This is a genomic window from Haloarchaeobius baliensis, assembly GCF_052060055.1.
In the GTDB taxonomy this organism is placed as follows: domain Archaea; phylum Halobacteriota; class Halobacteria; order Halobacteriales; family Natrialbaceae; genus Haloarchaeobius; species Haloarchaeobius baliensis.
Genome location: NZ_JBPPFR010000004.1, coordinates 196731 through 223316 on the forward strand (window position 1 = coordinate 196731; position 26586 = coordinate 223316).

Sequence of the window (26586 nt, forward strand, 5' to 3'; positions counted from 1 at the left end):
GATTGAGACGAGCGTCTCAGTCGATATCGACCGCACCACTGGCAGCACACAGCGGGGAGTGCAGAACGTCCGAGACTCGAGTTCCCCGGCATTGTTGTGAGAAGGATGGAATGTTCAGTCGTCGGCAGTGTAGGCTCCACTCCGATGCTCTATTCGGTGGACTTCTAGAATCTGTTCTTGTTGGTTGAGTACGCAAGCCAAGCGAAACTGTCCGACACGCAGTTTGTCGAAGGGACCACCTGTGAGTGGTTCGAGATAGTCTGTTGGATCACGCCACTCGGACTCAACTACTTCGTCCAGTTTCGATACAAGACGGTCTTGTATATGAGGATCCTGATGGTTAAACTGTGCCGCAGCTTTCCGGGTGAACTTCCACGTCCACGTATCGCCTTCACCTGTTATTCACGTCTTGGTCCATCATCGCAACGATTTCCTCGCGCGAAATCAGCTCGGATTCCCCCGTTCGAAGGCCGTGTTCACCAGACGCAATCTGTTTCCAGCCCTCTCTCGAGAAGTCGGGGTTCTTCACGGCGTCACGTGCGACGTGACGAAGAAACTCACTCCGGGAGTTGAATCCCTGCTCTTTCCACGTTGCATCGATATCTTCGAGGAAAGATCGAGTGAGACGGATGTTGATCTGTACCGTCTCTGGCTCGTTGTCCCCTGCGCCAGTGTCAGCGTCGGACATGATATACAGATGCTTTACGGTTGTATAGCAATAAGCGCTTCGTGAACTCGAGTCTCGTCAGTGGATGCGTTTCGTTGGTGGAAATCAGTACTCACCTCACCCCGCAGGTGAGGATAAACGCTCACTGGGCGAGGGTGTCGAGCCGCTCACGGTGGTTCCTGACCGTCGCAGTCGACGTGTTCGCCGCTGCGGCGACCTCTCGCTGGGTCAGCCACTGCGAGCGCTGGCCAGCCTTGTATAGACAGGCCGCGGCGAACCCGGAGGGCTGGACGCCGTTGGTCACACCTGCGCTCTCGGCCTCGCGAGCGAGTTCGAGCGCACGCTGGTGGAGCCCATCGGGAACATCCAGATCCGAGGCGAGCCGTGGAACGAACTCGCTGGGGGTCATCGGCTTCGCCGGGAGCTTGAGCTCGACGTTGAGCGTCTTGTACGAGCCTTGCACTCGATCGTGCTCGACACGGGCGACGCCGGCGACCTCGTCGAGGGTTCGGGGCAAGCCATTGCACCGTGCCAGTGAATAGACACACGCCGCTGCCATCCCCTCGATGGAGCGACCGTGCAGCAGGCGCTCAGACTGGGCAGTCCGGAACAGCGAGCACGCCTGATCACGGATCGAATCGCCCAATCCCAGCGCGCCGGTCATTCGGCGAATCTCGGTGAAGCCGTGCATGAGATTCCGGTCTGCCTTGGTCTCATATCGCCCCCGGGAGTGCTCACGACGGAGTCGGTGGAGCTGCCGTCGCTTCCGGTTCGAGAGCCCGTTCCCGTTGCTGTCGGTGCCGTACCCGATCGTCGTCGAGAGCCCACGGTCGTGATGCGCAGCGGTCATCGGCGCACCCGCCCGCCGTCGCGTATCATCGTCGTGCGACCGCCACTCCGGGCCACGGTCGAGTCGTCGTTCCCTGACGATGAGTCCGCAGTCCTCACAGGCACGCTCGGTCTCCGAAGCCATGATTCGGCCGTCGCATTCCGGACAGGTGTTCGAGTGTTGGTCGAGCGGGACGTCTTCGTCGAACGTTCGTGGATAGATGTCGCTAACTGGCATTTTCTGTAGTCCTCCGGGAGCGTCGCCGACTCGACGACACCCCTCACCCGTCAGGGGTCGATAAACTGCGTTGCGAGTGCGTGCCAGGACGACACCGGGGAAAGATAGAAGTCATTATCACGATAATCATTATGTGGATAATGACCTTCGTCGACAGGGCTGACGAACTTTCAGCGCTCGAACAGAGCTTCGAGTCACCGGACCACGGGTTCTACGTCGTATACGGTCGCCGCCGCGTCGGCAAGACGGCACTGCTCAAGGAGTTCTGTCGGGACCGTCCCCACATCTACTTCCTCGCAGCCCAGGAAGCCGAGCAGCGTCAGCGCGAGAAGTTCGTCGAACAGATCGCGAGCCACTTCGACGATCGTGTTCCACGCACCGAGGGGTGGGGCGAAGCGTTCGAGTATCTCGGGGAGAAGCTCGCAACCGAACCGACGGTCGTCGTCATCGATGAGTTTCCGTACCTCGTCGAGGAGAACGACTCAGTTCCTTCGTACGTACAGGCGTTCGTGGACGAACAGGTACAGCAGACGGAGTCGATGCTCGTCCTCTGTGGGTCGAGCATCAGCACCATGGAGTCCAAGGTTCTCGGACACGAAAGTCCATTGTACGGTCGTCGAACTGGACAGATTGACCTCCAGCCCTTCTCGTTCCAGCAGGCACGGAAGATAATCGAGTACGATATCGCGGATGCGATTCGGTCGTACGCAATCACCGGTGGGACGCCGATGTATCTCACGCTGTTCGATTACGGGCAGTCACTGGACGAGAACGTTCGAACACAGGTACTCTCGCCGACAGCCGTTCTGTACAACGAGCCGGAGTTCCTGCTCCGGACCGAGTTACGGTCCCCCGCCCGATATCTGAGCATTCTCGAGGCGATCGCGACCGGTCGGACGACCCCGAACGAGATCTCCGGGGCGACCGGCATCGACTCTGGTCCACTTTCGAAGTACCTGCAGACGCTCCGCCGGCTCAGATTCATCGAACGTGAAGTACCAGTCACGGCGACCGGGAAGACGTCGAAACGCTCCCGGTATCATGTCGCGGACGAGTTCTTGCGGTTCTGGTTCCGGTTCGTCGAACCGAATCGGTCCAGTATCGAAGAGGCACCCGAGCTGGTGTTCGAGGGGACCATCGAACCGAATCTCCCAGACCACGTCGCGACGACGTTCGAATCCATCTGCCACGAGGCAGTCTGGGAGGCAGTTCGACGTGGAGAACTCGACACCTACGCCAGTATCGGGCGGTGGTGGTACGGTGAAGACGAGATCGACATCGTCGGTCTCGCCCCGGACGCAGATCGAGTGCTCCTCGCCGAATGTAAGTGGACGTCACAGCCAGTCGGCCATGGACTCGTCGAGTCGCTGTCGGAGAAGGCTGAGCGAGTTCGATGGGGACCAGGCGATCGCGACGAGCGGTTCGCACTCTTCTCAAGGAGCGGATTCGTCGACGGGCTCAGGGACGAACTCGACGACGACTGGTCACTGTTCGACCTCGCAGATATCGACGAACTGCTCTCGATGCAGAAGTAGGAATTCCGTCAAGACGAACCCAGCAACGAACAGGACTCCCGTGAACCGACTACGGTGTATCGATCAGCGACCGTGCACGCTCGACGTAGCTTTTCGTGCCCAAGCTCCGCTCGTCACTAATCTGGTCGAGGAGTTCAAGTGCCTCCGTCGAGGCGTAGGCTCCGGTTCGAACCTGGACGGAGAGGAGTGTCGGTGTCGTCACGAGTCGAGTCTCTGCTAACGAGGCGTGAATCAAGCCGATTCGGTTGAACTCGTCACAGAGCAGGAGTTCTGCACCAACTTCGTTCGCTAGGGTCACGGCCGCGTTCTCACCATTGTCGAGTGGGAACTCGGCATCGATCGAGACCGACCGTACCGTCACGTCGTCGATCTGGTCGAGGACGGCCGATGCCGCCTGTCCATGTTGATCTTCGTAGGAGGCGACATCCTCCAACTCGTCGACGACCACCTTCGGGAGTAACAGCTCGTAGACATCCAGACACTTCGAGAGGGGGTCATCCGCTGCGTCAGCGACGATGCCGAGGCTCACGAGACCAGAGGTATCCGCGACCAGCACCGTCATCTAGAGGTCTGCTACGTCGTCGACGTAGCCCTCGTCGAGTTGTTGTTTCAGCACGCGGAAGTTGGCTGCCCCCTCGGCACCGACCAGTGCTTTGAGCTGCTCGAACGAGATCTCGTCGTCGTAGTACGCAGCCGCGATCTCCTGTGTGATCGCGTCATCGTGGGCCGCGTCCTGCAGGTACTCACGAAGAGCGGTGACGAGGACGTCGGTCCGGTCCTCGTCCAGAACCGCTGCGAGCGCGTCTGCTCGATCGATCAACCGGTTCGGAGCCCGGAACTGGACGCGCTTCTTATCTGAGCCCATCATGTGTACAGTGTGAGCCAGCGAACGTAGCCGTTTTCGTGTGTACAACGTGAGCCAAAACACGGGGGGTTCTCCACGGTCACGCCCCAGTTTCCACTGCGTCGATTATCTCGCGAGCAGCCTCCACGATGCGCGTCAGCCGTTCCTGAATCGCCTCGGCAGGGTCACCGTCCCATGCAGCGACGTACAGCGCGCTCCGCGACGCATCGAGTCCGAAGTACTGCGATACCACGTATGCCGTACTTTCGGCTTCGACCTCGCGCTTCTCGCGCTCGTCCGCGTCGTCGACGTCGAAGTGGAGCAGTGCATGGGCGTACTCGTGTGCGAGGACACTCGCGACCTGGGCTTCGTTGTCGTCGTCTCGCACCTCCACGAGCAGTGAGCAGTCGTACGTGCTCCGCTCAGTGCAAACGCCCGCTGCACTCCCGTGGGACCACTCCTCGGGCGGGACGATGTTCACACGAACGCCCAGCTCTGGTGCAGCGTTGAGGAGTGCGTCCAGGAGCTCGCCTTCGCTCCCGTTGCCACGCGCTGCCGTATCGAGTTCAGGAAATGGCTCGCCCTCGGTCTGAGAGACGTCGAAGACGGGTACGGGCTTGAATCCGACCAGTCCTTTATCCCACTCCTCGGGTGGCGTCTCGTCGTATTCACAGTCGCTACTGGAGTGGTAGGACTGCGAGTTCCCGCAGTCCGGGCACCGTTTCGCGATGATGGGCGCCCAGATCCAGATTGCCGACTCGCCCTTCGAGACGTGCCTGTCGAACTCGTTCCGCCAGGTGTTGTAGCCTGCGACCTTCGTCGCCTCGGGGTACTGGTGCTTGATGAGGAGCGTATTTCGGTACGAGTAGTCGTGGAACCGCGACTGGACGTCCAGCCACTTTTGGAGTTCTGTACTTGCTCTCGCTTCGTCCGAGAGTTCAGCGAACTGCTCGACCCATGCTTCCAGCGACTCGTGCATCTCGTCGCGACGGGTGTCCGAGTCGTCGAACGACTCGCTGGCTAGTGTTTGTGTTGCGGCGGTACTGCTGTTGGCGTATGATTCGCTAGGCATTCAAACTCTCCGGGGAGAAATTCACTCTCCCTCACCCGATCGGGAGCAACAAATTATGGAGCGAAAAGGAACACCGACTGTTGCTGAAACCAGTATTCGGATACAACTTGCTGGACTGACTAGCGGGTCGGCTGCACAAAAACCCGATTCGATACTCGATGCCTACGCGAGGTCAGGAGGTTGTACCTCCGAGATCTGTGACCTGCTACCGTTCATTACTAACGCATTCCTCCCTGGCTTCACCAGTGACAGCCTCAACCGATCTTTTCTGCGAACACGATATTTTGACTCTCGTTCAGAATCACAACCAGGGTACGTCGGGCGTCGTTCCAATCGATAGTTTCGGACGCATAGTCCGCCACCTGCACATTGATTCGGTAGTCGGTTCGAGCGCGGAGTTCGTTGTTTATCTCTGCAGTCGCGTGACCACCCAGATCGATATCAGTGCGGATTCGCTCTTCACAGGCGTCAGTATCGACAGCTCGAATCGAGACTTCTTTACTGGAGTCGGTCTGATTTAGCAGTTCGATGTCGAGGGCGGCACGACCTGACGCCTCTGAAGCCTCGGTTTCGTTCTGGGCTTCGTCCAAGGTAGTTTCACAGGTGTCGTCGTCTGACTCATCAGAATTATTTAATATACATCCGGCGGAAACTGCACTAACCGCTACCAGTGTGCCTTGTTTCAGTAATCGTCGCCGATTCATCTCAGTTGGCATTTTTGGAACACATATACAATAATATTCTGATAATTATCTTATATCTAGCTCAGAAATCATTTATTCATTTTACTGCCCCGCTGGGCCCCGGGTTCGTTAGCCCGTTTCAGCAAATAATTGGGATTCCACATCCACCACCCCCGTTGTCTTCCTGAACGAACGTCAGGCGGACGTTGTCCCACGCTCCTTCCATCACCCTATCGGGACTGTCAGCATACGTGTTGTGTACTTTCATATAGAGGACTGGCGTAGTGACGTTCTCCTGGGAAACCATTCGGTATCCAACGACACAGACGGAATGACCACCGTCCTTCCCGGTGTAAGGGCCGTTTGCCATGTTCAGGATTACAGGCTCGCCATTGGAGATTCGAGATGTGACGTTACCGGGCTGGAAATGGCGGTTCATTGCATTGTAGGAATTGTCGCCCTGGGAATAATTCTCTATCCCACTGGGGATATCGTCCCAACTCGTATACCCAGGCTGATTACCACCCTCACCGGTTCCCATCGTCTCATGGAGTCTGTCGATCAGTGCTTCACGTTCCTCGTCGTCGGAAGGTTCGAGTCCCTCGTGATATCCGAGGACCATCGATGCTGCGATCGGAATACAGCCATCCCAGTCCTGCCAGGTGTCCGGTCCTGTCCCGAAGTCGGTACTCGATGCATTCCCGTCGTCGTGTTCTGTCCAGTTGGGAACACCGCCTACCGCTTCGTCGGTACTACCAGTCCAGTCGACCGGATCCTCCTGTTCATCCTCACTCGGGGTGAAACGATCCCCGACCGGTGTCAGTGAGCCGATGCTGTCCACCGCTGGAAATTGTCTGGGGGTTTGTCCTCTGAGACTGAGCGCCGATGGACCAGTGGTCTCGACACCGTATTCCACCCCGCCGTGGTAGAGGAATCGGTCCGTGATCGAGTGTCCATTTGCGGAGGCAACGTCGCTTGTTCGTTGTAGCTGCCGCTGCGGAGCTTCGGATTTCCCGTAGGTGAGGACACCGTTCGCGATATCTGTCTGGATGGCGCTAATGGTGATGTATCCTACGTCAGTACTTCTGTTTGCGATCGGAAACACCCAGGCACGCGGTTGATATCGAATCGAACTACTGCTCCGGACTTTTGCATAGAACAGTTCCGGAGCTCGAACGTTGTTGCTGTCCCACTCGCTGAACCCCGATTGGGTCCCGAGAGCCCCGACGACATGTTCGGCGTTTTCCCAGGCCTCCTCCCTGGAGACCTCTGGGGTGGAATTTGAGGCTGACGTACGGTTAGATGTGAGCAGCAGACCCGCAGAAACTCCCGCGATGGTTGACAGTACGCCACGTCGAGTCTGGGATGGTCTATTATCAGCCATCGAAACATGAGATTAAGAGAATATTTAAAAAAATTTTTTATATTATATTATGACATTCTATGTTGGGTTCATTTGCGTAATCTAACGGGTAGGCCCGGCCCACTTATCAAATATTAGAATATTCATCATTCTTCCTTCGAGGAGAGGATCTCCCGCTTCAGGACGAGCACGAATCTAACGGACGGTAACAATCGCACCTAAGGACGGCCGAAACTCGATCTGACTACTTCAAGACCGTGTAGTAACTATACTTGGTTGAAAATTTCCCGCTTCAGACTTGGCCAGACGACGATTTCTTGGGTTATATTCTTTTCATGTCTGTGTATAACTATTCACCGTCTCGAAACCAGCAGCTCCAAAGGAATCCACAACCGACTCCGAAAAACGGAACCCCTCAACTGTCGAGGTCGTGGCTGCGCGCACAGCGAGCGAGACGAACGGAGGCACGGAGTGAGTCTCGCGAGCGAGCACGGAGCGGTGGGTGGGGAGGTGGGGACGCGGTGCCAGGGCGACGAATACCGTCCCAACCGGTTCGATGATGACCCGCCCCCTGACCAGCGAAGCGATGGCAAAAAAGAGAGCCGATCGTGGCCGAGCGACCGCTCGCGAGCTCAGTCTCTGAGAACGTCCAGCTTCTGTCTCCTCGACCCGCCGCTGAAGTCCGCGTGGGTCGCCGTCCCGTTTCGCGGGCTCGGACCGTCACCGCGCTCGAGCACGGACACCTGCGACTCCGACGTGCAGGCCAACGTCGGCTGGCCGCCGTACCAGCCCACTTCACAGTTCAGCAGCCTCACCCGGTCGCCCTCGCGGAGCACCGTCCCCACTTTGGAGAGCTTCCAGATCGTCAGCTTTGCCGTCCCCGAGCCGTCATCGAGCACACCGACCTGTTGCTGGTTGACCGCCGCCGGCTGGTAGAGCGTCTTGACTTCGGCTTCGACGTTCGCCTGGATGGAGTACTTGGGATGGCCCATCCACTCATCGATGGTCGCGATGGGCTGGATTGCGTCCGTGCCCTTCGCCACCTCCTCGTTCGTCTTCAGAACGGCTGCCGTCAATCCCATGTCCTGGCACGCCACCTTCTCCGCGAGCTGCTTCGCGTAGGCTCCCCGAGTGGGCCCACGGAAGCGCTCCGCCAGATGCATTCCGTACCGATTCACCCCTCCCAGCGTCTCCGCGTCGAGTTGTTCACGCGGGTCGACGTCGGGGTCGCCGCCGCCCCCGAGGACGCCCCGTTCTCTGAAGTCGCGAACGCGCTCGCTGGATGCCCACTCTGATTGCATCCTGCACGAGTCCTCCCGCTCGAAGCCCGCTCTATCAGCCGCCAGCGCACGGTCTCGATACCGCTCTAACTCCTGTTCCTCACCCAGCCGCCTTTCCTCCGCTTCGAGCGTCGTCCCGTGCGGGTGGTCCAGCCCGGATTTCTGCCTCCAGTCGTAGTCGATTCGACCCTGTTTCTCGAGTTCGACCGTGGGTCGCAGTTCAGGTGCGTGCTCCCCGCATTCCGCGTCTGCCAGGAGCCCGCCTTCGTCCTCGATGGCCTCCCCGATGGTCAGCTGTTCAGTCGTCTGTACGTCCGAACCTTCATCACGGATCGTGTTTCTACTAGACATTGGTATCATTGGAACCGATACCGCACGAAGGCGCTCACTCGGCGTCTTCTTCCGACACCACGACTCTCCAGCCATGGCTCTCGTCACATCGTCCTCCCAGGGACGTTGTCCCCGAGGCGGTCGCGGCGCGCCTTCGGTGTAGTACTGGCGCGCCGCGACGCCGGCGACACTCCCAGACAGGCCAGTGAGGGGTGGGAGCTCGGGGTGAGCGCGCGCTCACCGACGTAATCCTGCTGACCCGCGGGTCTGTCTCGCCGCGTCCGTCGCCAGACGCAACGCAAGGCGGGACAGAGACGGCAAGCAGCACGGTTTACGTCGGTGGACGGCCTCGCACAAGGCCGCAGCGAGCGACGGCGCGCGGGACACAGCCCGGACCGGCGACCAGCCTCCCGAGGAGTCCGTGCGAGCGAACTCGTTCGCGAGCGTGGAAGCTCGGGGCTGGGAGCCGCAGCCCGGCACCGTCCCCGCGCGCCGAGCGAGTTTGAGCGTACGCCCGGCAGGCAGCGCAGCCAGCCCGCGCGAGGACCGTCAGCGACGCCGAGGCACGAGGCGTCGCTGGCCGACGAGCGCGGGTGACGGCGACCCCGGGGCGGGTTGTCGGGGTCGCCGGCACGGCGAGCAGCCCGCCCGGACCGCGCAAGAGGCCGCGTCTGAGCCCAGCGAGCGTCGACGCGAGAGCGGGTTCGAGCGTCGGCGCTCGCAGGCGAAGATGCAGCCGGCCCGGTCCCGGTCGGACCCGGTCGCGGGCCGAGTGCTCGCAGGCCCGCTCTCGGGTGCGGCCGGTCTCGGGCGGCTGCACTCGGCCCGACCCGGCCCAGGACCGTGTCCCGTCCGTCGCAGACGCAACGGAAACGCGAAAGCCCGGGCCCGGCAGGAACGGTCTGCATGGCCGGAGCGCGCACAACCCGAGGAGTCCACCCCGAACGGACCGTGGGTCACGAACCTGTCCCCGAGGCGAGCGACGATACGGGACTCGTTCAGGCCGTAGTGGACTCAAGAGGGGCAAGGCCGCCTCGGTGGTCCCTCGACCCCGTAAGCACCGCAGGGTCGGGGAGCACAGCGGGGTTCCGGTGAACGAAGCGAACGGGAGCAAGCGAGACGGAGTCTCCCGTGGTCGCGGGATGCCGAGCGGGCGAGGACTTTCGAATCGGTCCCTACTCAGTATGTGAAGCAGTGCTTGCCTGCAGAATCCCTGTTCAGTTGCCACTTCTGAGAGCGATATCAGACGGAATACGAGCCGCAGGACGCCAATTGGGAGGTCACTCCTGACGAACAGGTTGCGAGAACCTCAGTTCGAGTCGTCACAGACGCACTCGTGGCCCTGCCGTGACTGGCCGATGATGTACGCGTGCGTCTCGCTGGCGAGTGCGTGCATCGCGTCAGCTCGGGCTTCAGAGGCGAGCCCATCCTGATAGTACGTCTTGGCACGATGTTCACGCCAGAGGTCCGCGAGGTTCTCCGCAGTTGGCTCGGAGAAGATGCCCACGGCTGCGGCCTCGCGATACACACCAGGATGTGTCCCGGGGAGATCGTCCGGTTGTGCTGTCCCGCGGTCGAGCAACTGGAATTCGAACGTCCGTTCGATGGCGACGAACGATGCTTCGATGACGAGGGTGTAGTAGCCGGCGTCACGGAGTGCCGCAGCGCCAGCGAGGAGCCGGCACGCTTTCCGGAGCTGGAGGAGTGCCCCGTCGCCGATTTCGAGTCCGGACTCGATCTGGGTGGGTCGGTGGTCGAAGGCGGCCTGTGCGTCGGCGATGAGCTGCTCGATTTCTGTGCTACTCATCGGTCAGCACCGTCTTTCGGAGCGACTGCAGTTCGTCAGTGCCGTAGACCGTGATGCCCTCCGCGAAGATCTCGTCGAGTTTCGATTCGGCACGTCGAGCGCTGTCCAGCGACTCGGTGAAGGGTTCGAACTCGAATCGGTCGCCGTCGAAGCGTCGGTCACGGAGTTCGGCGACCACGTCAGTGACGATTCGGCGGGCGCTCGTGCGATCGCCGTCAACGACGACGAAGAGGTCGATGTCGCTCTGCCGGTCCGCCTCACCACGCGCGACGCTGCCGAAGACGACGATACCGACGACCTCGTCGATGTCATCGGCATCGGCGGTCGCTGTGTTGACCCTGTCGACGAATGCCCGGATGGGTGCCTGGAACTCGGGCTGTTTGATTCCCAGTACCGGGTCGTCTTTCTGCAGTCGCTCGGGGTCGATGGATACGTAGTTGCGTTGGGGGGTCTTCCGGATCTGGACCGCACTCACGTCGGCGAGTAATTCCACGGCCCGCCAGACGGTCGAGCGGGTAGCACCGGTCGTGTCGACGAGTTCCTGAATCGTGAACTCCGTCTCGTGTGCATCGGCCAGTAACTGGATGATATCGTCAGCGACCCCGATTCGAAACACATCGGTCTCTGGGTAGACATCGATGCAGATGCTTATATCTCGTTTTACCATTTCAGACAGTGTCTGATTGTGCGCAACAACATATAAATCTAGCCGAGGGATCAGACGGTATCGGTGTGTGGTATCAGGAGGACAGGTCAGTTGCTGTCGATTACTCGTGAGCAGAGGATGTCGACCGCCGCGGTGGATGACCAACTTCCACTGCGGGTGGGACTGAAAGGGGCCGAGTGGAGGACGAACCTCGGCGACGCTCCCGTGAGTGAGCGTTAGCGAGTGAACGGGAGGCGGCGAGACGACGGAGGAGTCTCGCCAGCTAAGCACCGCAGCGTAGCGAGGCGCGCAGCGAGCCGCGGGAGTCCTCCGTGCGGGGGCTTTCGATATATATGAGTCGATAGGAACCAGATTTAATTTATACAACTATGGCTAAAATAAAGCTGACTGTCCAATGTCGAAGCAGACGGAGTCAGAGACCGACCTTCCGGTTCCCAGGGACGGAGACCGGACGTACATTCGCATCAGACCGACAGACACGGAACTGAGCCCGGGGACCGTGGTCACGCAGCTGGGGCGACTGCATCGAAAGCAGCTCCCGAAGGACGGCCCGTGGCACCGCCGTCCGTTCCGATCCACGACACCGACGTTCGAGACGCTGCTCGTCAGCGACGGGACGACCACGTCGTACTACGCGGGCGTCGACAGCGCCCTGGCTGATTCCACGGAGCGAGTGCTCCGGAGTCTCTATCCGGACACCTACGAGTTCGAGGGGGTCGACTGGGATCCGGATCGAACGCTCGTCGACACGGAGACGCTCGCGTCTGTCGAGTACGTGGGACGGGTCGAGCGGCCGAAGGACTGGCAGACGAAGCTCACGGAGTTCGAGTCGTTCCTAACCGACGAGCACGCGCGGATTCCGCTCGCGACGATCGTCGAGACGATGGCCGACGTCGACGTCCCCATGGTGTATCAGGCGCTCTTTCGGCCGCGTGCCGACTGGACCAACGGCCGAGACGAACGCATCTATAACCTCGAGAATCGGTACGAGACGGTGGGCCAGCAGCTCTCGAACGCGCTCTTTGGCGCTCCCGAGGACCCCACGGTGCCGCGGGCCGACGAGGCGAGAATCGAGGAACTCGAGACACGAAACCCGCGACGGTCGTTCGACGTCACGGCGAGACTCGCCGTCGCGGCCCCGAAGGATCGAACGCCGGTCGAGGAGATCGCGAACGACCTGGTCGACGCGTTCAGCCACGTGAGTCACACGAGCTACGAGGTCACAGGACGGGTCAGGACCGGCTCGAACGCACAGCGAGTACTGGACGACATCCGCAACCGGGAGACGCACGAGCCGAGTTACAGACGCCTGCGAAAGCGACCGTGGCGTCGTCCCGAGAGCAGGGGCATCGTCATGGACGACAGCGAGCTCGGCGCACTCACAGTCGTGGACGGCGCGGCGCTCACCGACGCCGGCGATAGAACAGTCGAACCCACACCGGGCGAACGACAGACGCTCCAGCGTCCGGCGCCGACGATTCTCGACGAGTACACGACGAGGGGGCTCACGCTCGGCAAGCCACTCACCGAGGACGCCACGACCAGAACACAACCCATCGCACTCCCCGAGGAACTGCAGCCGATGCACGTGGCGTGGTTCGGGAAGACGGGCTCAGGAAAATCCACGGCACTCACGTCCGGCATCCTCGACAACCACCAGGCGACAGATGGCGCGAGCATCCTCGTCCTTCCGAAGGGAGACGGGATGGCCACGGACTACATGCGGGCCCACTATTCGAAATACGGCCACCTGAACAACGTGCTGTACTACGACTGCTCGAAGGTCCTCCCCGCGTTCTCCTTCTTCGATATCCGCGACCAGCTCGACGCCGGCATCCCGAGAACGACCGCTGTCGAGGACAGCGTCGATCACTACCTCGAGATTCTGGGCCAGGTCATGGGCACCGAGCGGTTCGAACGCGCGGTCCGGTCTCCTGACATCATCCGCTACATGGTGAAGGCGCTCTATGATCCAGTCAACGGCGCCGACGCGTTCTCTCACAGAGACCTCCATGCAGCTGTCCGGCAGCTGCACGAACGACAGACTGCACCCGCGGTCTCGGACCCCGACCTCGAACGTATGCTCGCCGGCGTGACGGCGAACCGTGCGCGGTCGTTCGACGAGATCATGCAGGGCGTCGCGAATCGCATCGAGAAGATTCCCATCGACCAGCGTCTCGCGGCCATCTTCGACCACGTGCCAGAAGGAGACGACCCGCACTTCGACCTGGTCGACTATCTCGACGAGAACGTCGTCATCATCCTCGACACTGGTTCACTGAGACCGGCCGCCCAGCGCGTGCTCACGCTGCTCGTCCTCTCGAACCTCTGGACGGCGCTCAGGCGTCGGCTGAACCGGAGTGACGGCGACCCGGCGCTGGCGAACCTCTACATCGAGGAGGCCGCGAGCGTCGCCGACTCCGACCTCCTGCAGGAGCTGCTGGCGCAGGCCCGCAGTTTCGGCTGTTCGGTCACGCTCGCGATGCAGTTCCCCGCCCAGCTCAAAGCGGACAGACGAATCTACGACGAGCTGCTCAACAACGTCTCCACAGTGGTAACGGGCAACGTGCCCCGAGATCGAGAGCTCGCTGCCAGACTCGCCACCGACGACATGGATGCGAGAGACGTGGGGAACCGACTCCGCGCCCTCCAGCGCGGCCAGTGGATGGTAAAGCTGCCCGCTGCGTACGGTCAACCGGAACCACGGCCGTTCACCGTCGAGTCCGTCGCGCCTCCCGCGGGCCACCCGGCCCACGACCACACGCCATCCCGGAGAGAGGAGTGGAAGTTCCAGGACGCGAAGCTCGACGTCCACGAGCGAACGCTCGATTCCGCAGGGCTCGTACTCGGCTCGCCCAGTGTTCGCACAGACGACGGAGAGACCACGGACGAGGAAGAGGAGACGGAGACTATCGAGGAAGACGTCCGCGTCGACTCCGCGCTTCCGTACACCCAGCGCATGCCGTCGACGGTCGCCTACGAGGAGTCCATCCACGCGCTCCGCTGTACGGAGTGCCAGAACCGGTACGACCCTGACGTCACAGGGATGAAGCGCGCCATCTCGTGCTGTTCGTCGCTCGAGGAGACTGACAGGGACGACATTCCGGTGTGCAACCTCAACCTGAAACTCACCCCCGAGGAGCGCGCGGTCTCCGAGTGGTCCACGGAACAGTTGTCGTTCATGCAGGCGGTGTACAACGCCCAGCAGCTCCGGTACGACCCACTTGAGTACGACCTGCTCAACGACTCGATGATCCGGCTCCAGGAGTACGTCGGCATCGACAGCGGGGCAGTGCAAGACCTCATCGACGCGGACCTGCTCCGCAAGGACAGCGACCACCCACACCGCCTCTACTCGGTCTCACCCGACGGCCGCGACGTCATCGGCGAAAGCTACCGCCAAGGGGTCGACTACGGTCACGGCGCTGGCGACCTCGAGGAATCCACACTCCACGTCCTCGCCGTCGAGGTCGGCCGACAGTACCTCGAACAGGAGTACGTCGCGAACCCCGACTCCCGAGTCACGGAGACGGTCCCCTACTACGACATCGACGAACAACGACGACTCGACCTCGCCGGCATCGACGACGACGGCGAAATCGTCGTCGCCGTCGAAGCCGAACGAGTCAACAACGACGTCCTCCGAGCGGTCCCCGAAGACTTCGACAAGATCGCTGACTCCGATGTCGACGAAGCCATCTGGATCGTCATGAAACAGTCCGATGCACACACTATTCTCGGCGTCCTGAACGACCCCCCAGAAGGCGAGCCCCGCGTCGAGAAGACCTACTCGACCGGCACCCCACCCCAACAGTTCCGCATCGACACCCCCGGACTGACCGCGATGTACCCCGTCGAGTGGCTGCGCGACCGGCTCGACGCCTCATAATCGGCGTTCGATGTCCAGAACTGCCGAAAGCTAATCTAGGCCGCACAGCACTCGCGAATCAATCTTCATAATCGGCCCGAACGTCCGGAAGAAGACCCCTCCGTGGATTCTGTGGTGTGAGTATGAAGCGTTTGATGCCAATCCCCAGAGAATCTTCCTCCCCCAATTCTGCCGGCTGACGCCGTGACACCCCGATTCGCCAAACACGAAGTTTCGAACACCGACGAACCCCCAGCGCCCAGAACACCAAAACCGCAAGACGAGAACCGATTATGAATATCTCAGCGCGACCCACGTCCCGCTCAACCCGCGAACCCGATTCCTCAATCCTCACGATTCCCTCACCCCCAGGGCTACTATCCCCAGTCTTCCAACTTCGACGCACCCCCACCTACGGCTTCCTAGACGACACCACACAACCGTCTCACGACTGTCCTTCCGGGTGTTTGAACTGAGTATGGACTCTGTTGTACTGGTTCAAACCCGTCTAGAGCACCTCTAGCCCGTTCTGTACCTGCGTATGCAATTATGGAAACCATGGTCGAGGAGTCGATGCACACCGACTGGCAGTTAGAGTCGGTGGGAAGGAGAATCTCCGTGAGCGAACGAACAACGCAAATCCCCAGCCTCGGTCGACACACGGAGTACGATTCACTGATCGGTTACCGGAGAGGCGGTATTGAATGAAAGTCGAAATACTATCGGTCTGATTCGGCGAACGGAATCAGTGAATCGCCCGTGTCGACGCGCCCGTCATCTCACCCCGACAACAACCGCTCGGCCCGCTCGATGTCGGCCTGGGAGTTCACGTTCACCCGGTCGCCGTCGAACGGGACCGTCAGGATGTCACAGCCGTCGTCGACGAGCCGGTCGACGGCGTCGGTGAGCTCGTACTCGCCGCGGTCGGACGGTGGGATCGACGCCAGCGCGTCGAACACGGCTTCGGGGAGCAGCATGCAGCCACCGAGCGCGAGCGTCGACGGCGGGTCGTCGGCCTTCTCGACGAGCGCCGTGAGGAGGCCGTCCGCGGTGGTCTCGACGACGCCGGTCGTCTTCGCTTCCCCACGCGACACCGGTTCGACGAGGACCGCGCCGTCGTGTGGCGAGCCTGCCGCCACCAGCTCCCCGATGCCGTCGACGAACACGTTGTCGCCGTTCAGTACTATGAAATCGCCGTCGACGTGCGCTTCGGCCTGCAACACGGCGTGGCCGAGGCCGAGCTGTTCGTCCTGCCGGACGTAGGTGACCGGGACGCCCTCGAAGACGTCGCCGTAGTGCGCGAGTATCTGCTCGCCCTCGTAGCCGACGACGACCACGAGTTCGGTGACCCCGGCAGCCAGCAGCGTCCGGAAGCAGTGTGTCAGGATGGGCTCGCCGGCGACCTCGACCAGTGCCTTCGGTCGGTCCGCCGTGAGCGGTCGGAGACGGGTTCCCTCGCCGGCGGCGGGGACGACGCCCTGCATGGGTGGAGGGGTCGCGGGCCAGAGCCAAAGTGCTCACGGTCGGCCGCGGGACTCCGAACTCCGCCCACACCCCCATCGCCGGACCGTACAACTAAGACCGTCACCTCGGTGAGAACCACACGGGTAGTCTCGATGACGTCGATACTGGGCTCGCGCCGGCTGGCGCTCGCGTTCGCCATCGTCCTCACGGCCGTCGTGGCGACGGTGCCCATCGACGGCTCGCTCACCGTCGCTGGCCAGTACGCGGTCGCGACGATGGTGTTCGCGGCGGTGCTCTGGGTGACCGGTGCGATCCCGCTGCCGTTGACGGCGCTGACGGTGCCGATCCTCCTGACGCTGTTCGGGGTCTACCCGGAGTTCGGCGACGCGGTCGCGGGCTTCGCCGACCCGGTCATCTTCCTGCTGCTCGCGGGGTTCATGTTCGCGGAGGCGCTCCAGAAGCACGACGTCGACCGGCGGATCGCGCTCGCGATACTGGTCCGCTTCGGTACGTCGGCGCGGGGGCTCGTGCTCGGGGTCATGGTCGCGACGGCGCTGCTGTCGATGGTCATCTCGAACACGGCGACGGTCGCGATGATGGTCCCCATCGTGCTCGGCATCGTCGAGAGCGTGACCGACCTGGCGGCGGTGGAGTCGGGGGACGGCGACGACGCCTCGAACCTCCAGGTCGGGATGCTGCTCGGGGTGGCGTACGCCGCGAGCCTCGGCGGCGTCGGGACGCTGATCGGGACGCCACCGAACGCCATCGTCGTCGGGCAGCTGAACGAGCTGCTCGACTTCGAGATCACGTTCGTCGAGTGGCTCGCCATCGGGCTGCCGATGGTCGTCGTCACGCTCCCGGTCGCGTGGGTGCTCCTCACGTACGTCGTCTACCCGCCGCGACGGTACGACGTGAGCCGCGCCCGGGAGGATGCACGGGAGCAGCTCCGGTCGATGGGACCGCTCTCGCCGGCGGCCCGTCGCACCGTCGCCATCTTCGGGCTGACCGCCCTGCTCTGGCTGCTGGGCGGGCTCGAATCTGCGTTCGACGGCGTGCTCCCGGACGTCTGGTACGTGACGCTGTTCGGCGGAGCGGGCGAGAGCGTGTTCGGCACGACCGGCCACGCGGGCGTGCTGTACTACGTGCTGGTCGCACTCGCGGCGATCCCGACGCTGGTCGTCTCCGAGGCGGTCGCCTGGGACGACCTCACGGACATCGACTGGGGGACGCTCATCCTCCTCGGGGGCGGCATCTCGCTGGCGAACGGGCTCGCCGACACGCGGGCGACGGTCTGGCTCGCGGACGTGACCCTGAACGCGCTGACGGGGACGCCCCTCCTGGTGCTGCTGCTGGTCATCGTCGCGATGACGGTCCTCGTCGGCGAGTTGGCCTCGAACACCGCGATGGCGGCCATCCTCGCGCCGCTGCTCATCAACGTCGGCCCGGCGTACGCGGGTGCCGTGGGTGCATCGAGCGAGCTCACGTCGGTGTTCCTGGCCGTGACCGGCGCCATCGCCGCGAGCTACGGCTTCGCGCTGCCGGTCGCGACGCCGCCGAACGCCATCGTCTTCGGGGCCGGCTACGTCGAGCGCGAGCACATGCTCCGGGCCGGCATCCTGCTCGACGTCGTCGTCATTCTCATCACCACCGGGCTGACGTACCTCCTGATCCGCCTGCTATGGCCGGTCGTGCTCGGCTGAGCAGCCCCGTAACCGATTCCATGGACGGGGGGCCGGCTGCGCGTCCTTCGAGGTTCGATAGTTCAGAGCATGACGCTTCGAGGGACACCTCCTTCGGACGCCAACCACACCGCCCTCACCGAAAGAGCACCGTCGGCGACCGCGCCACCTCGTCGACCGACTGGTCCGCCTCGATGGCGGGGAGCCGGAGCGTCGCGATGGTGCCGTCGTCCACGGCGTCGATCTGGAAGGAGCCGCCGTAGCGCGTGACGATCCAGTTGACGAGCCAGAGGCCGAGCCCGCTGCCGTGTTCGAGCGCGGACTCCTGCCCCTTCGAGATGACCTCGGCCTCCATCTCGTCGATGCCCGGCCCCTCGTCGGCGACCGTGCAGACGACCCAGTCGCCGTCGTCGGCCACGGTGATGCGGACGGCGGGCGACGCCGACGGGTCGTGCTTGAGGCCGTTCTCGACGAGCTCGGTCAGCGCCTGCTCGAGTTCGACGCCGGCACAGACCGCACGGTCGGTGCGGACGTCGAGGGCGACCGATGCGTCGGGGAACCGCTCGCGCTGGGTGCCGACCACGTCGTCGAGCACGGCGGCGACGTCGAGGCGACGGGGCTCGCGGTGGTACTGGGCGTACCGCTCCAGCTCGCGGGCCTGCTCGGTGAGGTGGACGAGCGACTCGGCCGTGGTGACGATGCGCGAGCCGAGGTCCGTGGCGTCAATGGCGTCGTCCCGGAGCAGGTCACCGTAGCCGAGCAGCGCGTTCATGTCGTTGCGGAGGTTGTGCCGGAGCACGCGGTTGAGCAGCTGGACGAGCTGTTCGGTCCGCTTGCGTTCGGTGATGTCGGTCTGGAAGCCGAGGAACTGGGTGACCTCGCCCGTCTCGTCCTCGATGGGGTTCACCTGCACCTGGCTCCAGAAGGGGGTGCCGTCCTTGCGGTAGTTGATGAGCTCGACGAGCACGGGCTCCTCGGCGGCGATGTGTTCGCGGAGGGTGGCGATCCGGCGGGGGTCGGTGTCCTCGCCCTGGAGGAACCGGCAGTCGCGGCCGAGGACGTCCTCGGCGTCGTAGCCGGTGACGCGCTCGAACCCCTCGTTGACGTAGACGAGCGGGTTGTCCTCGTCGCCGGCCTCGGCGATGGAGATGCCGATGTCGGCCTCGTCCATCGCACGTGTCTTCAGCCGGAGTTCGCGCTCGCGGCGCTTCTGTGCGGTCACGTCCCGGCCGACGCCCTGGACCCCGACGACCTCGCCCTCGTCGGTGATCGGCGTCGCGTTCACCTCGATGACGACCCGGTCGCCCGCCGAATCGACGAAGTCGAGCTCGAGGTTCTCGGCGGGCTCGCCCTCGAGTGCGTCCGCGTAGGCGGCGAACGCGTCGTCGAGCGTCGGCTGCGTGATGATCTGCGCGAAGGGCGCCCCGACCAGCTCGTCGGCGTCGTAGCCGAGCGTGTCTTCGACCGCGGGGGAGACGTAGGTGAACTCGCCGTCGTGGCCGAGCTGGAACAGGATGTCGAAGCTCGTCTCGGCGATGCCCTCGATGCGTGCCTTCTCGCGCTGGAGGCGCTCGTTGCGCTGCTCCAGCTCCTGCTCGTACGCCCGGCGTTCGAGCGCCTGCCCGACGAGCTTGGCGAACACCTCGATGAAGACGGTCTCCTCGGTCTCGAACGCACCCCCGCGTCGTTCCTCGTCGGCGAAGCAGACGGTGCCGTACACCTCGTCGTCGACGAGCACCTTCGCCCCGATGTACGTCTCGAGCCCGAACGTCCGGAGCGCGGTCTCCGAGACCGCCTCGGAGGCGGTCGCGTGGTGGACCGCGAGGTGCCCATCGAGCTCGACGGTGCGGCGGCAGTACGCCTCGTCGAGCGGGCAGCTCTCGCCGGGCTGGATGAGCTCGTGGTCGCCGACGGCGTGGACGATGGTCTGTGTGCCGTCGTCGATGCGTGTGAGAAATCCGATCGGGAGGTCGAGGTACTCGCGACCGATGTCGAACCCCTCGGCGACGAGGTCGTCGACGGGGCGGTCCCGGTCGGCGAAGACCTCGTAGAGCTGCTCGCGTCGCGAACTGCCGTCCATCACGTTGTCCTTGGGCTGTACCTTGATAATCCATGTGGCACCGACAGGACCGGCTGGCTGTTCGCACCCACGCGAGCTACGACCCGCCTTCGCTCGCCTCGACCCTGTCGGCCTGTTCCTCGAGCTCGGCGGCGAGCGTGCGCGCCTGCTCGGGCGTCAGCTGCAGCTCCTCCATGTGCGCCGGCAGGACCTCCTCGGTCATGTTGTCGAGCTCGAACTGCAGCGTGACGTGGTCGGGCGACTCTCTCGCCGCGGTCGCGTTGCACACCGCGAACGCCTCCTCGGCGAAGTCGTGGCCCCGGACCGTCGCGTCGACGAGGTCCAGCGTCGTGTAGGCGTTCACCTTCAGGAGTCGGTCGGCCATACCCGAGCAAGCGCGGCGAGGCACTTAGCGGGCGTGCTCCCGTCAACGTCGGCCGCTGTCCGGGACACAGCAACCGTCGCAGCATCGACAACACACTTGACCCCCGCGGTCGATGCACCGCCATGGTCCAGACGACCGTCCCGCTGGCCCTGCTTGCGAGCGCCGTCGCCCTCGCCGTGCTCGTCCGCAGCGCGGGCATGGTCGTGGGTGCGGTGACCCGCATCGCCAACCACTACGACGTGCCCGAGGTCGTCGTCGGCCTCACGGTGGTTGCGGTGGGGACGAGCCTGCCCGAGATCGCCGCGCACGTCCTCGCCTCGCTGGGTATCGTCGGCGGGACGCTCGACTACCAGGTCGCCTCGGCGACGGTGCTCGGCGGGAACATGGGCTCGTCGACGACCCAGCAGCTGCTCCTCTTCGGCGTGTTCCTCGTCGGCTACGGGCGCTACCGTCCCCGGCCGCGGTTCCTCCGGACGACGTACCTGCCGATGCTCGGGACGTTCGCGCTCGTGCTCGCGCTGGCGTGGGACGGCACGCTCTCCCGCCTCGACGGCGCGCTGCTCGTCGTCGTCTACCTCGCGTACACCTACTGGGCGGTGAACAACAGGGAGCGCGTCGGCGTCCCGCGGGAGCCGGAGAGCCGCCGGCTCCGCCGCGACGCGGTGCTCACGGTCGTCGGACTCGCCGGCGTCGCCGCGAGCGCGTACGTCGTCATCGCCGCCGTCGAGGTCATCGTCGAGTCGCTGGGGCTCGGCGGCTCCATCGTCGGCGTCGTCACCATCGGGCTGGCGGCGGCACTGCCCGAACTCTCGACCGTGTTCGAGGGGCTGCGCCGCCGCTCGCCCGACCTCGCCGTCGGCACGCTCGTCGGGAGCAACATCGTCAACCCGCTGCTCGCGCTCGGACTCGGCGGTGTCATCTCGGGCTACGCCGTCCCGCCCGTCGTCGTCTACTGGGACCTCCCCGTGAAACTCGGCGTGGGCGCCGGCCTGCTCGTCTGGCTCCGGTTCGGGACCGGCGGCGACTTCGACCGCCGCGAGGGGTTCGGGCTCATCGTCGCGTACTTCCTCTTCCTCGCCGGCCGGCTGGTGCTGTTCCCGGGGCAGTGAGCGCGAGACGGTGCCGCAGTCTCCCGGGCGCGAAAGACGCCGTTACTCCGGGCGCACGCCGTCCGTTGGGGTGTCTCGTTCCGCTGGCTGTCCGGTCGGCCCGTCGGTCCCGTCGGTGGTCCCACGGCCGGTAATGACAGCTGCAGTCGGAGTACGCGGGTGGTAACTAAATTTCGCCCGACGGTGGTGGCTTCCAATGTCGCGAGAACTTCGTGTCGCGGGGTTGGCCCCCCAGGATGCCGGTCGGGGGATCGCCCGACTCGGCGAGGCTACGATGGCCGAACTCGGGGTCGAGCCGGGCGACATCGTCCAGATAACCGGTCGTCGGCGAACCGTCGCGAAGGTCCTCCCCGGGTACGAGGGGGAGACGGCCGACGTCGTCCGGGTCGACGGCAACGTCCGCTCGAACGCCGGCGTGGCCATCGACGAGCTCGCCGAGGTCACCCCAACGGAGACGAAGCCGGCGGAGTCCATCACCGTCGCGCTCCCGCAGTACGTCATCCTGCGCGGTGCCGAACCGTTTCTCCAGCGCTACCTGACCGACCGAGCGGTCGTCCGGGGCGACACCGTCCACCTGCGGCTGCTCGGACAGCCGTTCGTGTTCCTCGTCGTCCGGACCTCGCCGTCCGGCCCGGTCATCATCACGGAGGAGACGAAACTCACCATCCGGGACCAGCCCATCACCGAGGACGACCTCCAGGGCGAGCGCACCCAGATTCCGGACGTCACCTACGAGGACATCGGCGGGCTGGAGCGCGAACTCGACCAGGTCCGGGAGATCATCGAGCTCCCGCTCCGGCACCCCGAACTGTTCCGTCGGCTCGGCATCGCCCCACCGAAGGGCGTCCTCCTGTACGGCCCGCCCGGAACCGGGAAGACGCTCATCGCCAAGGCCGTCGCCAACGAGGTCAACGCCGACTTCTTCTCCGTCTCGGGCCCGGAGATCATGTCGAAGTACTACGGCGAGAGCGAGGGACAGCTCAGAGAGATCTTCGACGAGGCGGGCCAGAACACGCCAGCCATCGTCTTCATCGACGAGATCGACTCCATCGCCCCGAGCCGCGACGAGGTGACCGGTGAGGTGGAACGTCGCGTCGTCGCTCAACTGCTCAGCCTGATGGACGGTCTCGAAGAGCGGGGCGACGTGATCGTCATCGCGGCGACCAACCGCCCGGACGCCATCGATACTGCCCTCCGTCGCGGCGGGCGGTTCGACCGCGAGATCGAGATCGGCCCACCGAACCGCGACGGCCGCCTCGAGATCCTCACCGTCCACAGTCGCGGCATGCCACTGGCGGACGACGTCGACCTGGACGACGTCGCGGACCGAACGTACGGATTCGTCGGTGCCGACCTCGAGAGCCTCGCGAAGGAGGCCGCGCTGAACGCCCTGCGACGGGCGCAGGTCGACCTCGACATCGACTTCGAGGTGGCGGTGATTCCCCCCGAGGTGCTCGACCAGATCGAGATCGCCGTCGCCGACTTCGAGGAGGCGCTCTCGGAGATCGAACCCAGCGCGATGCGCGAGGTGTTCGTCGAGATTCCGGACGTCACCTACGACGACGTCGGCGGGCTGGAGACGGTCCAGCAGGAGCTCGTCAGGGCCATCGAGTGGCCGCTCCGGTATCCCCCGATGTTCGAGCAGTTGCGGACCGAGCCCGCCAGAGGGGTGCTCCTGTACGGCCCGCCCGGAACCGGGAAGACGCTGCTTGCCAAGGCCGTCGCCAACGAGAGCGGCGTGAACTTCATCTCGGTCAAAGGCCCGGAGCTGCTCGATAAGTTCGTCGGCGAGTCCGAGAAGGCCGTCCGCGAGGTGTTCCGACGCGCCCGGCAGAACGCCCCGGCCATCGTCTTCTTCGACGAGCTCGACGCGCTCGCCCCGGCACGGGGTGGGTCGTCGGACTCCCGGGTGACCGAGCGGGTCGTCTCGCAGCTACTGACCGAGCTCGACGGCATCGAGGACCTCCAGAACGTGCTGGTCATCGGCGCGACGAATCGGCCGGACATCATCGACCGCGCGCTGCTCCGCCCGGGCCGCCTGGAGAAGATCCTCTCCGTGCCGACGCCGGACACCGAGGCCAGACTGGAGATCTTCCGGGTCCACACCGAGGGCGTGCCCCTGGCCGAGGACGTCGACCTCGAGGTGCTCGCAGCGGAGACCGTGGGCTACACCGGCAGCGACATCGAGGCGATCATCCGCGAGGCGAGCCTGCTGGCGATGGAGGCGGCGATCGCCGACCTCGACCCCGACGCTTCGCTGGAGGCGGTCGGCGAGCGAGCCGCCGACGTCCGTATCTCGGCGGACGACATGGACCGGGCGCTCGCGAAGGTGACGCCCTCGGTCACCGCCGACATGCGGGCGTTCTACGAGAGCCTGAGCGAGGAGCTCGGGGGGACGATCGACCTCACCGCGGAGGAACCGTGGGGCGTGTACTGAACTGACCGGGCACCCGCGACCGAACAGCTGCTCGCTCAGTCGTCGGCCGACAGCGGCGTCCCGTCGGGTGCGGCGGGCGCGGGCGAGTCGTCGAGCGAGTCCTCGTCGGCGTAGGGGTACCAGGTGCGCTTCGTGTTGTGCATGAACGGGTCGTCGTAGCTGGTCTCCTCGGGCTCGACCAGCTCGGCGAGCGCGTCGTCCTCGCGCGCGGCGACGAACTCGCGGAAGCTCTGGCTCTCGTCCTCCCGTTCCGCCTCGAAGTTCGCGAGCAGGTTCCGGATGGCGCCGGGCACCTCGTCGGCGGGCACGCGCTCGGTGACCCACGAGGCGAACTGGGGCTCCTCGCCGAGACCGCCGCCGAGGCCGATGTCGAGCGCCTCGACGGGCTCGCCGTCCTTCCGGGTCTTCATGCCCCGCAGCGAGACGTCCGCAATCTGGGGCTGGGCGCAGGAGGCCGTGCAGCCCGAGAGGTGGATGTGGAAGTCCTCCACGCCGTCGGGGAGCTCGACGTGCTCCTTGAGCCAGCGGGCGTAGCGCACCTGCCGGTTCTTCGTCTCGACGATGGAGAGCGAGCAGAACTCCGTTCCGGTGCAGGCGATGGAGCCGCGCATGAACGGGTGCGGGTCGGGCGAGTAGTGCTCGAGCGCGGGTTCGGCGAGCAGGTCGTCGACGTTCTCGTCGGGCACGTCGGTCAGGATGACGTTCTGGCGCTGGGTGAGCCGGACCTCGCCGGAGCCGTGCTCGTCGGCGGCGTCGGCGAGCGCGAGCGCGTCGTCAGCACCGATGCGACCCACGAGCACGTTCAGCCCGACGTAGTTGCTGCCGTCGGGCTGGCCGTGGACGCCGACGTGGTCGTGCTTGCCCGCGGCCTCGCCGGCGTTGTAGCTGTACTCCGACCGGAGGTCCTCGCCGGCGGTGTGGAGCTCGAAGTCGACGAACTCCTCCTGGAGGACCTCGCGCAGCTTCTCCGGTCCCCACTCGTCGACGAGGAACTTGATGCGGGCGTTGTAGCGGTTGTCGCGGTCGCCGTACTCGCGGAACAGCGCGGAGATACCGCCGGCGACGTCGGCGGCCTGCCCGGGCGTGACGAACACGTCGATGTCGCGGGCGAACCGGGGCTCGTTCCGGGCGAGGCCGCCCCCGACGCGGACGTTGAACCCCTCGCGCGCCTCGCCGTCGATCTCCTTCGTCGCGGGCTCGAGCGCGAGGTCGTTGATGTCGCCCTGGCCGCAGCCCTCGCGGCAGCCGGTCACCGAGACCTTCCACTTCCGGGGGAGGTTCGAGTGCTCGGCGTTGCCCTTGAAGCGGTCGTTCAGCTCGTGGATGGTCGGGAGAGCGTCGACGTGCTCGTGCTCGTCCTTCCCGGCGACCGGGCAGCCGACGATGTTGCGCCAGGAGTCGCCACAGGCCTGCATCGTCGTCAGCCCCGCAGCCTCGAGTTCGTCGAAGATGGCGGGGACGTCCTCGATGTTGATCCAGTGGAGCTGGATGGCCTGTCTGGTCGTCACGTCGAGCCAGCCGTTGCCGAACTCGGGGTTCGCGGCGGGGCCGGTCGAGTACTCCTTCGCGAGCTCGGCGACGGTCCGGAACTGGCCCGGTTCGAGCACGCCGTTCGGCGGCCCGATGCGCATCATGAAGTAGGACTCCTGGCCGGCGCGCTGGTGGTACAGACCGTACCACTTGAAGCGCTCGAACCAGGCGTCGCGCTCGTCCTCGGGGATCGAGTCCCAGCCCGTCTCGGCGAATCGCTCGATGTGCTCGCGGATGTCCGTCCCGTAGATCTCGGACTTCCACTGTTCCACGTCGGTCGGCATGGACCGTGCTACGACAGCGACTCCTATACCGGCGCGCACCGCGTCAGGTTCCCCCGGTGCTCGCCGTCACCGGAAATCGTTGCCGGTTTCGAGCCGCGCCCTGAGTTCGCCGGGGGCGTACGGGTGGAACTCGCCGTCCCGTACCCGCCCCACGGCGAGCCAGTCGAGCCCGCCCTCCGTGCCGCAGTCGATGCACTGCCCGACCGCCTGGACCGCGACGCGCTCGCCGTCCACGCCGACGTCCGTGAACGCCTCCAGCACGACGTGGGCGGTCTCGCAGGCACAGAAGTCCGTGACCGCGAGGGGCCAGATGTCGCTGTTGGGCACCCGGCGCCGGTTGTCGACGCTGATCCACGCGCCGTCGTCCAGCACGCGCAGTTCCGTGGCCATACCCCCCGTTACACCCCCAGCGGGGTGGTCCCGTCGCCCGGTGCAACGCTTCGTCCGGTCGACGACG

General features: G+C 64.3%; 21 protein-coding genes. 5 read left to right on the top strand and 16 right to left on the bottom strand.

Annotated features, from left to right (window positions below):
- Positions 1-114: 114 nt before the first annotated feature.
- From ACSG06_RS21310 to ACSG06_RS21320, 3 genes are all read right to left on the bottom strand, one after another.
- A complete protein-coding gene (locus tag ACSG06_RS21310) occupies positions 115-402 on the bottom strand; it encodes a type II toxin-antitoxin system RelE family toxin (RefSeq protein ID WP_440992331.1) in 288 nt (95 codons plus the stop codon).
- A complete protein-coding gene (locus ACSG06_RS21315) occupies positions 392-688 on the bottom strand; it encodes a ribbon-helix-helix domain-containing protein (RefSeq protein ID WP_440992307.1) in 297 nt (98 codons plus the stop codon). The genes ACSG06_RS21310 and ACSG06_RS21315 overlap by 11 nt, the downstream gene beginning before the upstream one ends.
- 121 nt (positions 689-809) lie before the next feature.
- Positions 810-1733 carry a transcription initiation factor IIB gene (locus ACSG06_RS21320; protein WP_440992308.1) on the bottom strand — a complete coding sequence of 308 codons (924 nt, stop codon included), beginning with the start codon at positions 1731-1733 and terminating at the stop codon, positions 810-812.
- Between the two features lie 140 nt (positions 1734-1873).
- Here ACSG06_RS21320 and ACSG06_RS21325 point away from each other — a divergent pair, with 140 nt between their 5' ends.
- A complete protein-coding gene (locus tag ACSG06_RS21325; protein WP_440992332.1) occupies positions 1874-3268 on the top strand; it encodes an ATP-binding protein in 1395 nt (464 codons plus the stop codon).
- Between the two features lie 49 nt (positions 3269-3317).
- Here ACSG06_RS21325 and ACSG06_RS21330 read toward each other — a convergent pair whose 3' ends face one another.
- The 8 genes from ACSG06_RS21330 to ACSG06_RS21365 all read right to left on the bottom strand — a co-directional run bounded on the left by ACSG06_RS21330 (position 3318) and on the right by ACSG06_RS21365 (position 11314).
- Complete coding sequence (locus ACSG06_RS21330; protein ID WP_440992309.1) at positions 3318-3830, bottom strand: PIN domain-containing protein; 513 nt, start codon at positions 3828-3830, stop codon at positions 3318-3320.
- Positions 3831-4133, bottom strand: a complete 303-nt coding sequence (locus ACSG06_RS21335) for a hypothetical protein (RefSeq protein WP_440992333.1) — start codon at positions 4131-4133, stop codon at positions 3831-3833.
- Positions 4134-4212: 79 nt separating this feature from the next.
- Positions 4213-5184: an ArdC-like ssDNA-binding domain-containing protein gene (locus ACSG06_RS21340; RefSeq protein WP_440992310.1), complete on the bottom strand. Its 972-nt coding sequence runs from the start codon at positions 5182-5184 to the stop codon at positions 4213-4215.
- Between the two features lie 254 nt (positions 5185-5438).
- A complete protein-coding gene (locus ACSG06_RS21345) occupies positions 5439-5900 on the bottom strand; it encodes a hypothetical protein (protein ID WP_440992311.1) in 462 nt (153 codons plus the stop codon).
- Between the two features lie 106 nt (positions 5901-6006).
- Positions 6007-7251, bottom strand: coding sequence for a C39 family peptidase (locus ACSG06_RS21350; protein ID WP_440992312.1), 1245 nt, complete (start codon positions 7249-7251; stop codon positions 6007-6009).
- A 611-nt stretch (positions 7252-7862) separates the two neighbouring features.
- Positions 7863-8861, bottom strand: coding sequence for a single stranded DNA-binding domain-containing protein (locus ACSG06_RS21355; RefSeq protein ID WP_440992313.1), 999 nt, complete (start codon positions 8859-8861; stop codon positions 7863-7865).
- Positions 8862-10149: 1288 nt separating this feature from the next.
- A complete protein-coding gene (locus ACSG06_RS21360; RefSeq protein WP_440992314.1) occupies positions 10150-10647 on the bottom strand; it encodes a DUF8154 family protein in 498 nt (165 codons plus the stop codon).
- On the bottom strand, positions 10640-11314 hold the full coding sequence (locus ACSG06_RS21365; protein ID WP_440992334.1) for a nucleotidyltransferase domain-containing protein: 675 nt from the start codon (positions 11312-11314) through the stop codon (positions 10640-10642). The genes ACSG06_RS21360 and ACSG06_RS21365 overlap by 8 nt, the downstream gene beginning before the upstream one ends.
- Positions 11315-11708: 394 nt before the next feature.
- Here ACSG06_RS21365 and ACSG06_RS21370 point away from each other — a divergent pair, with 394 nt between their 5' ends.
- Complete coding sequence (locus tag ACSG06_RS21370; RefSeq protein ID WP_440992315.1) at positions 11709-15203, top strand: ATP-binding protein; 3495 nt, start codon at positions 11709-11711, stop codon at positions 15201-15203.
- A gap of 758 nt (positions 15204-15961) precedes the next feature.
- Here the strand turns inward: ACSG06_RS21370 and ACSG06_RS21375 are convergent.
- Positions 15962-16666, bottom strand: coding sequence for a sugar phosphate nucleotidyltransferase (locus ACSG06_RS21375; RefSeq protein ID WP_440992316.1), 705 nt, complete (start codon positions 16664-16666; stop codon positions 15962-15964).
- Between the two features lie 132 nt (positions 16667-16798).
- Between ACSG06_RS21375 and ACSG06_RS21380 the strand changes: the two genes are divergently transcribed.
- A complete protein-coding gene (locus tag ACSG06_RS21380; RefSeq protein ID WP_440992317.1) occupies positions 16799-18346 on the top strand; it encodes an SLC13 family permease in 1548 nt (515 codons plus the stop codon).
- A 115-nt stretch (positions 18347-18461) separates the two neighbouring features.
- On the opposite strand, the gene ACSG06_RS21385 is transcribed toward ACSG06_RS21380, so the two are convergent.
- Positions 18462-20405 carry a PAS domain S-box protein gene (locus ACSG06_RS21385; RefSeq protein WP_440992318.1) on the bottom strand — a complete coding sequence of 648 codons (1944 nt, stop codon included), beginning with the start codon at positions 20403-20405 and terminating at the stop codon, positions 18462-18464.
- A 76-nt stretch (positions 20406-20481) separates the two neighbouring features.
- On the bottom strand, positions 20482-20769 hold the full coding sequence (locus ACSG06_RS21390) for a DUF6360 family protein (protein WP_440992319.1): 288 nt from the start codon (positions 20767-20769) through the stop codon (positions 20482-20484).
- A 122-nt stretch (positions 20770-20891) separates the two neighbouring features.
- Here ACSG06_RS21390 and ACSG06_RS21395 point away from each other — a divergent pair, with 122 nt between their 5' ends.
- Together ACSG06_RS21395 and ACSG06_RS21400 are read left to right on the top strand one after the other, a co-directional pair.
- On the top strand, positions 20892-21878 hold the full coding sequence (locus ACSG06_RS21395) for a sodium:calcium antiporter (RefSeq protein ID WP_440992320.1): 987 nt from the start codon (positions 20892-20894) through the stop codon (positions 21876-21878).
- 196 nt (positions 21879-22074) lie between these two features.
- Positions 22075-24315, top strand: a complete 2241-nt coding sequence (locus ACSG06_RS21400; RefSeq protein WP_440992321.1) for a CDC48 family AAA ATPase — start codon at positions 22075-22077, stop codon at positions 24313-24315.
- A gap of 35 nt (positions 24316-24350) precedes the next feature.
- Here ACSG06_RS21400 and ACSG06_RS21405 read toward each other — a convergent pair whose 3' ends face one another.
- Together ACSG06_RS21405 and ACSG06_RS21410 are read right to left on the bottom strand one after the other, a co-directional pair.
- Positions 24351-26129, bottom strand: a complete 1779-nt coding sequence (locus ACSG06_RS21405; protein ID WP_440992322.1) for a nitrite/sulfite reductase — start codon at positions 26127-26129, stop codon at positions 24351-24353.
- Between the two features lie 66 nt (positions 26130-26195).
- A complete protein-coding gene (locus tag ACSG06_RS21410) occupies positions 26196-26519 on the bottom strand; it encodes a DUF8134 family protein (protein WP_440992323.1) in 324 nt (107 codons plus the stop codon).
- Positions 26520-26586: the final 67 nt, after the last annotated feature.

Coding starts and splice junctions, on each gene's coding strand:
- ACSG06_RS21345 (WP_440992311.1), bottom strand. CDS start 5,900: ATGCCAACTGAGATGAATCGGCGACGATTACTGAAACAAGGCACACTG.
- ACSG06_RS21355 (WP_440992313.1), bottom strand. CDS start 8,861: ATGTCTAGTAGAAACACGATCCGTGATGAAGGTTCGGACGTACAGACG.
- ACSG06_RS21340 (WP_440992310.1), bottom strand. CDS start 5,184: ATGCCTAGCGAATCATACGCCAACAGCAGTACCGCCGCAACACAAACA.
- ACSG06_RS21325 (WP_440992332.1), top strand. CDS start 1,874: ATGACCTTCGTCGACAGGGCTGACGAACTTTCAGCGCTCGAACAGAGC.
- ACSG06_RS21315 (WP_440992307.1), bottom strand. CDS start 688: ATGTCCGACGCTGACACTGGCGCAGGGGACAACGAGCCAGAGACGGTA.
- ACSG06_RS21385 (WP_440992318.1), bottom strand. CDS start 20,405: ATGGACGGCAGTTCGCGACGCGAGCAGCTCTACGAGGTCTTCGCCGAC.
- ACSG06_RS21375 (WP_440992316.1), bottom strand. CDS start 16,666: ATGCAGGGCGTCGTCCCCGCCGCCGGCGAGGGAACCCGTCTCCGACCG.
- ACSG06_RS21365 (WP_440992334.1), bottom strand. CDS start 11,314: ATGGTAAAACGAGATATAAGCATCTGCATCGATGTCTACCCAGAGACC.
- ACSG06_RS21320 (WP_440992308.1), bottom strand. CDS start 1,733: ATGCCAGTTAGCGACATCTATCCACGAACGTTCGACGAAGACGTCCCG.
- ACSG06_RS21330 (WP_440992309.1), bottom strand. CDS start 3,830: ATGACGGTGCTGGTCGCGGATACCTCTGGTCTCGTGAGCCTCGGCATC.
- ACSG06_RS21370 (WP_440992315.1), top strand. CDS start 11,709: ATGTCGAAGCAGACGGAGTCAGAGACCGACCTTCCGGTTCCCAGGGAC.
- ACSG06_RS21350 (WP_440992312.1), bottom strand. CDS start 7,251: ATGGCTGATAATAGACCATCCCAGACTCGACGTGGCGTACTGTCAACC.
- ACSG06_RS21405 (WP_440992322.1), bottom strand. CDS start 26,129: ATGCCGACCGACGTGGAACAGTGGAAGTCCGAGATCTACGGGACGGAC.
- ACSG06_RS21400 (WP_440992321.1), top strand. CDS start 22,075: ATGTCGCGAGAACTTCGTGTCGCGGGGTTGGCCCCCCAGGATGCCGGT.
- ACSG06_RS21360 (WP_440992314.1), bottom strand. CDS start 10,647: ATGAGTAGCACAGAAATCGAGCAGCTCATCGCCGACGCACAGGCCGCC.
- ACSG06_RS21335 (WP_440992333.1), bottom strand. CDS start 4,133: ATGGGCTCAGATAAGAAGCGCGTCCAGTTCCGGGCTCCGAACCGGTTG.
- ACSG06_RS21390 (WP_440992319.1), bottom strand. CDS start 20,769: ATGGCCGACCGACTCCTGAAGGTGAACGCCTACACGACGCTGGACCTC.
- ACSG06_RS21410 (WP_440992323.1), bottom strand. CDS start 26,519: ATGGCCACGGAACTGCGCGTGCTGGACGACGGCGCGTGGATCAGCGTC.
- ACSG06_RS21395 (WP_440992320.1), top strand. CDS start 20,892: ATGGTCCAGACGACCGTCCCGCTGGCCCTGCTTGCGAGCGCCGTCGCC.
- ACSG06_RS21380 (WP_440992317.1), top strand. CDS start 16,799: ATGACGTCGATACTGGGCTCGCGCCGGCTGGCGCTCGCGTTCGCCATC.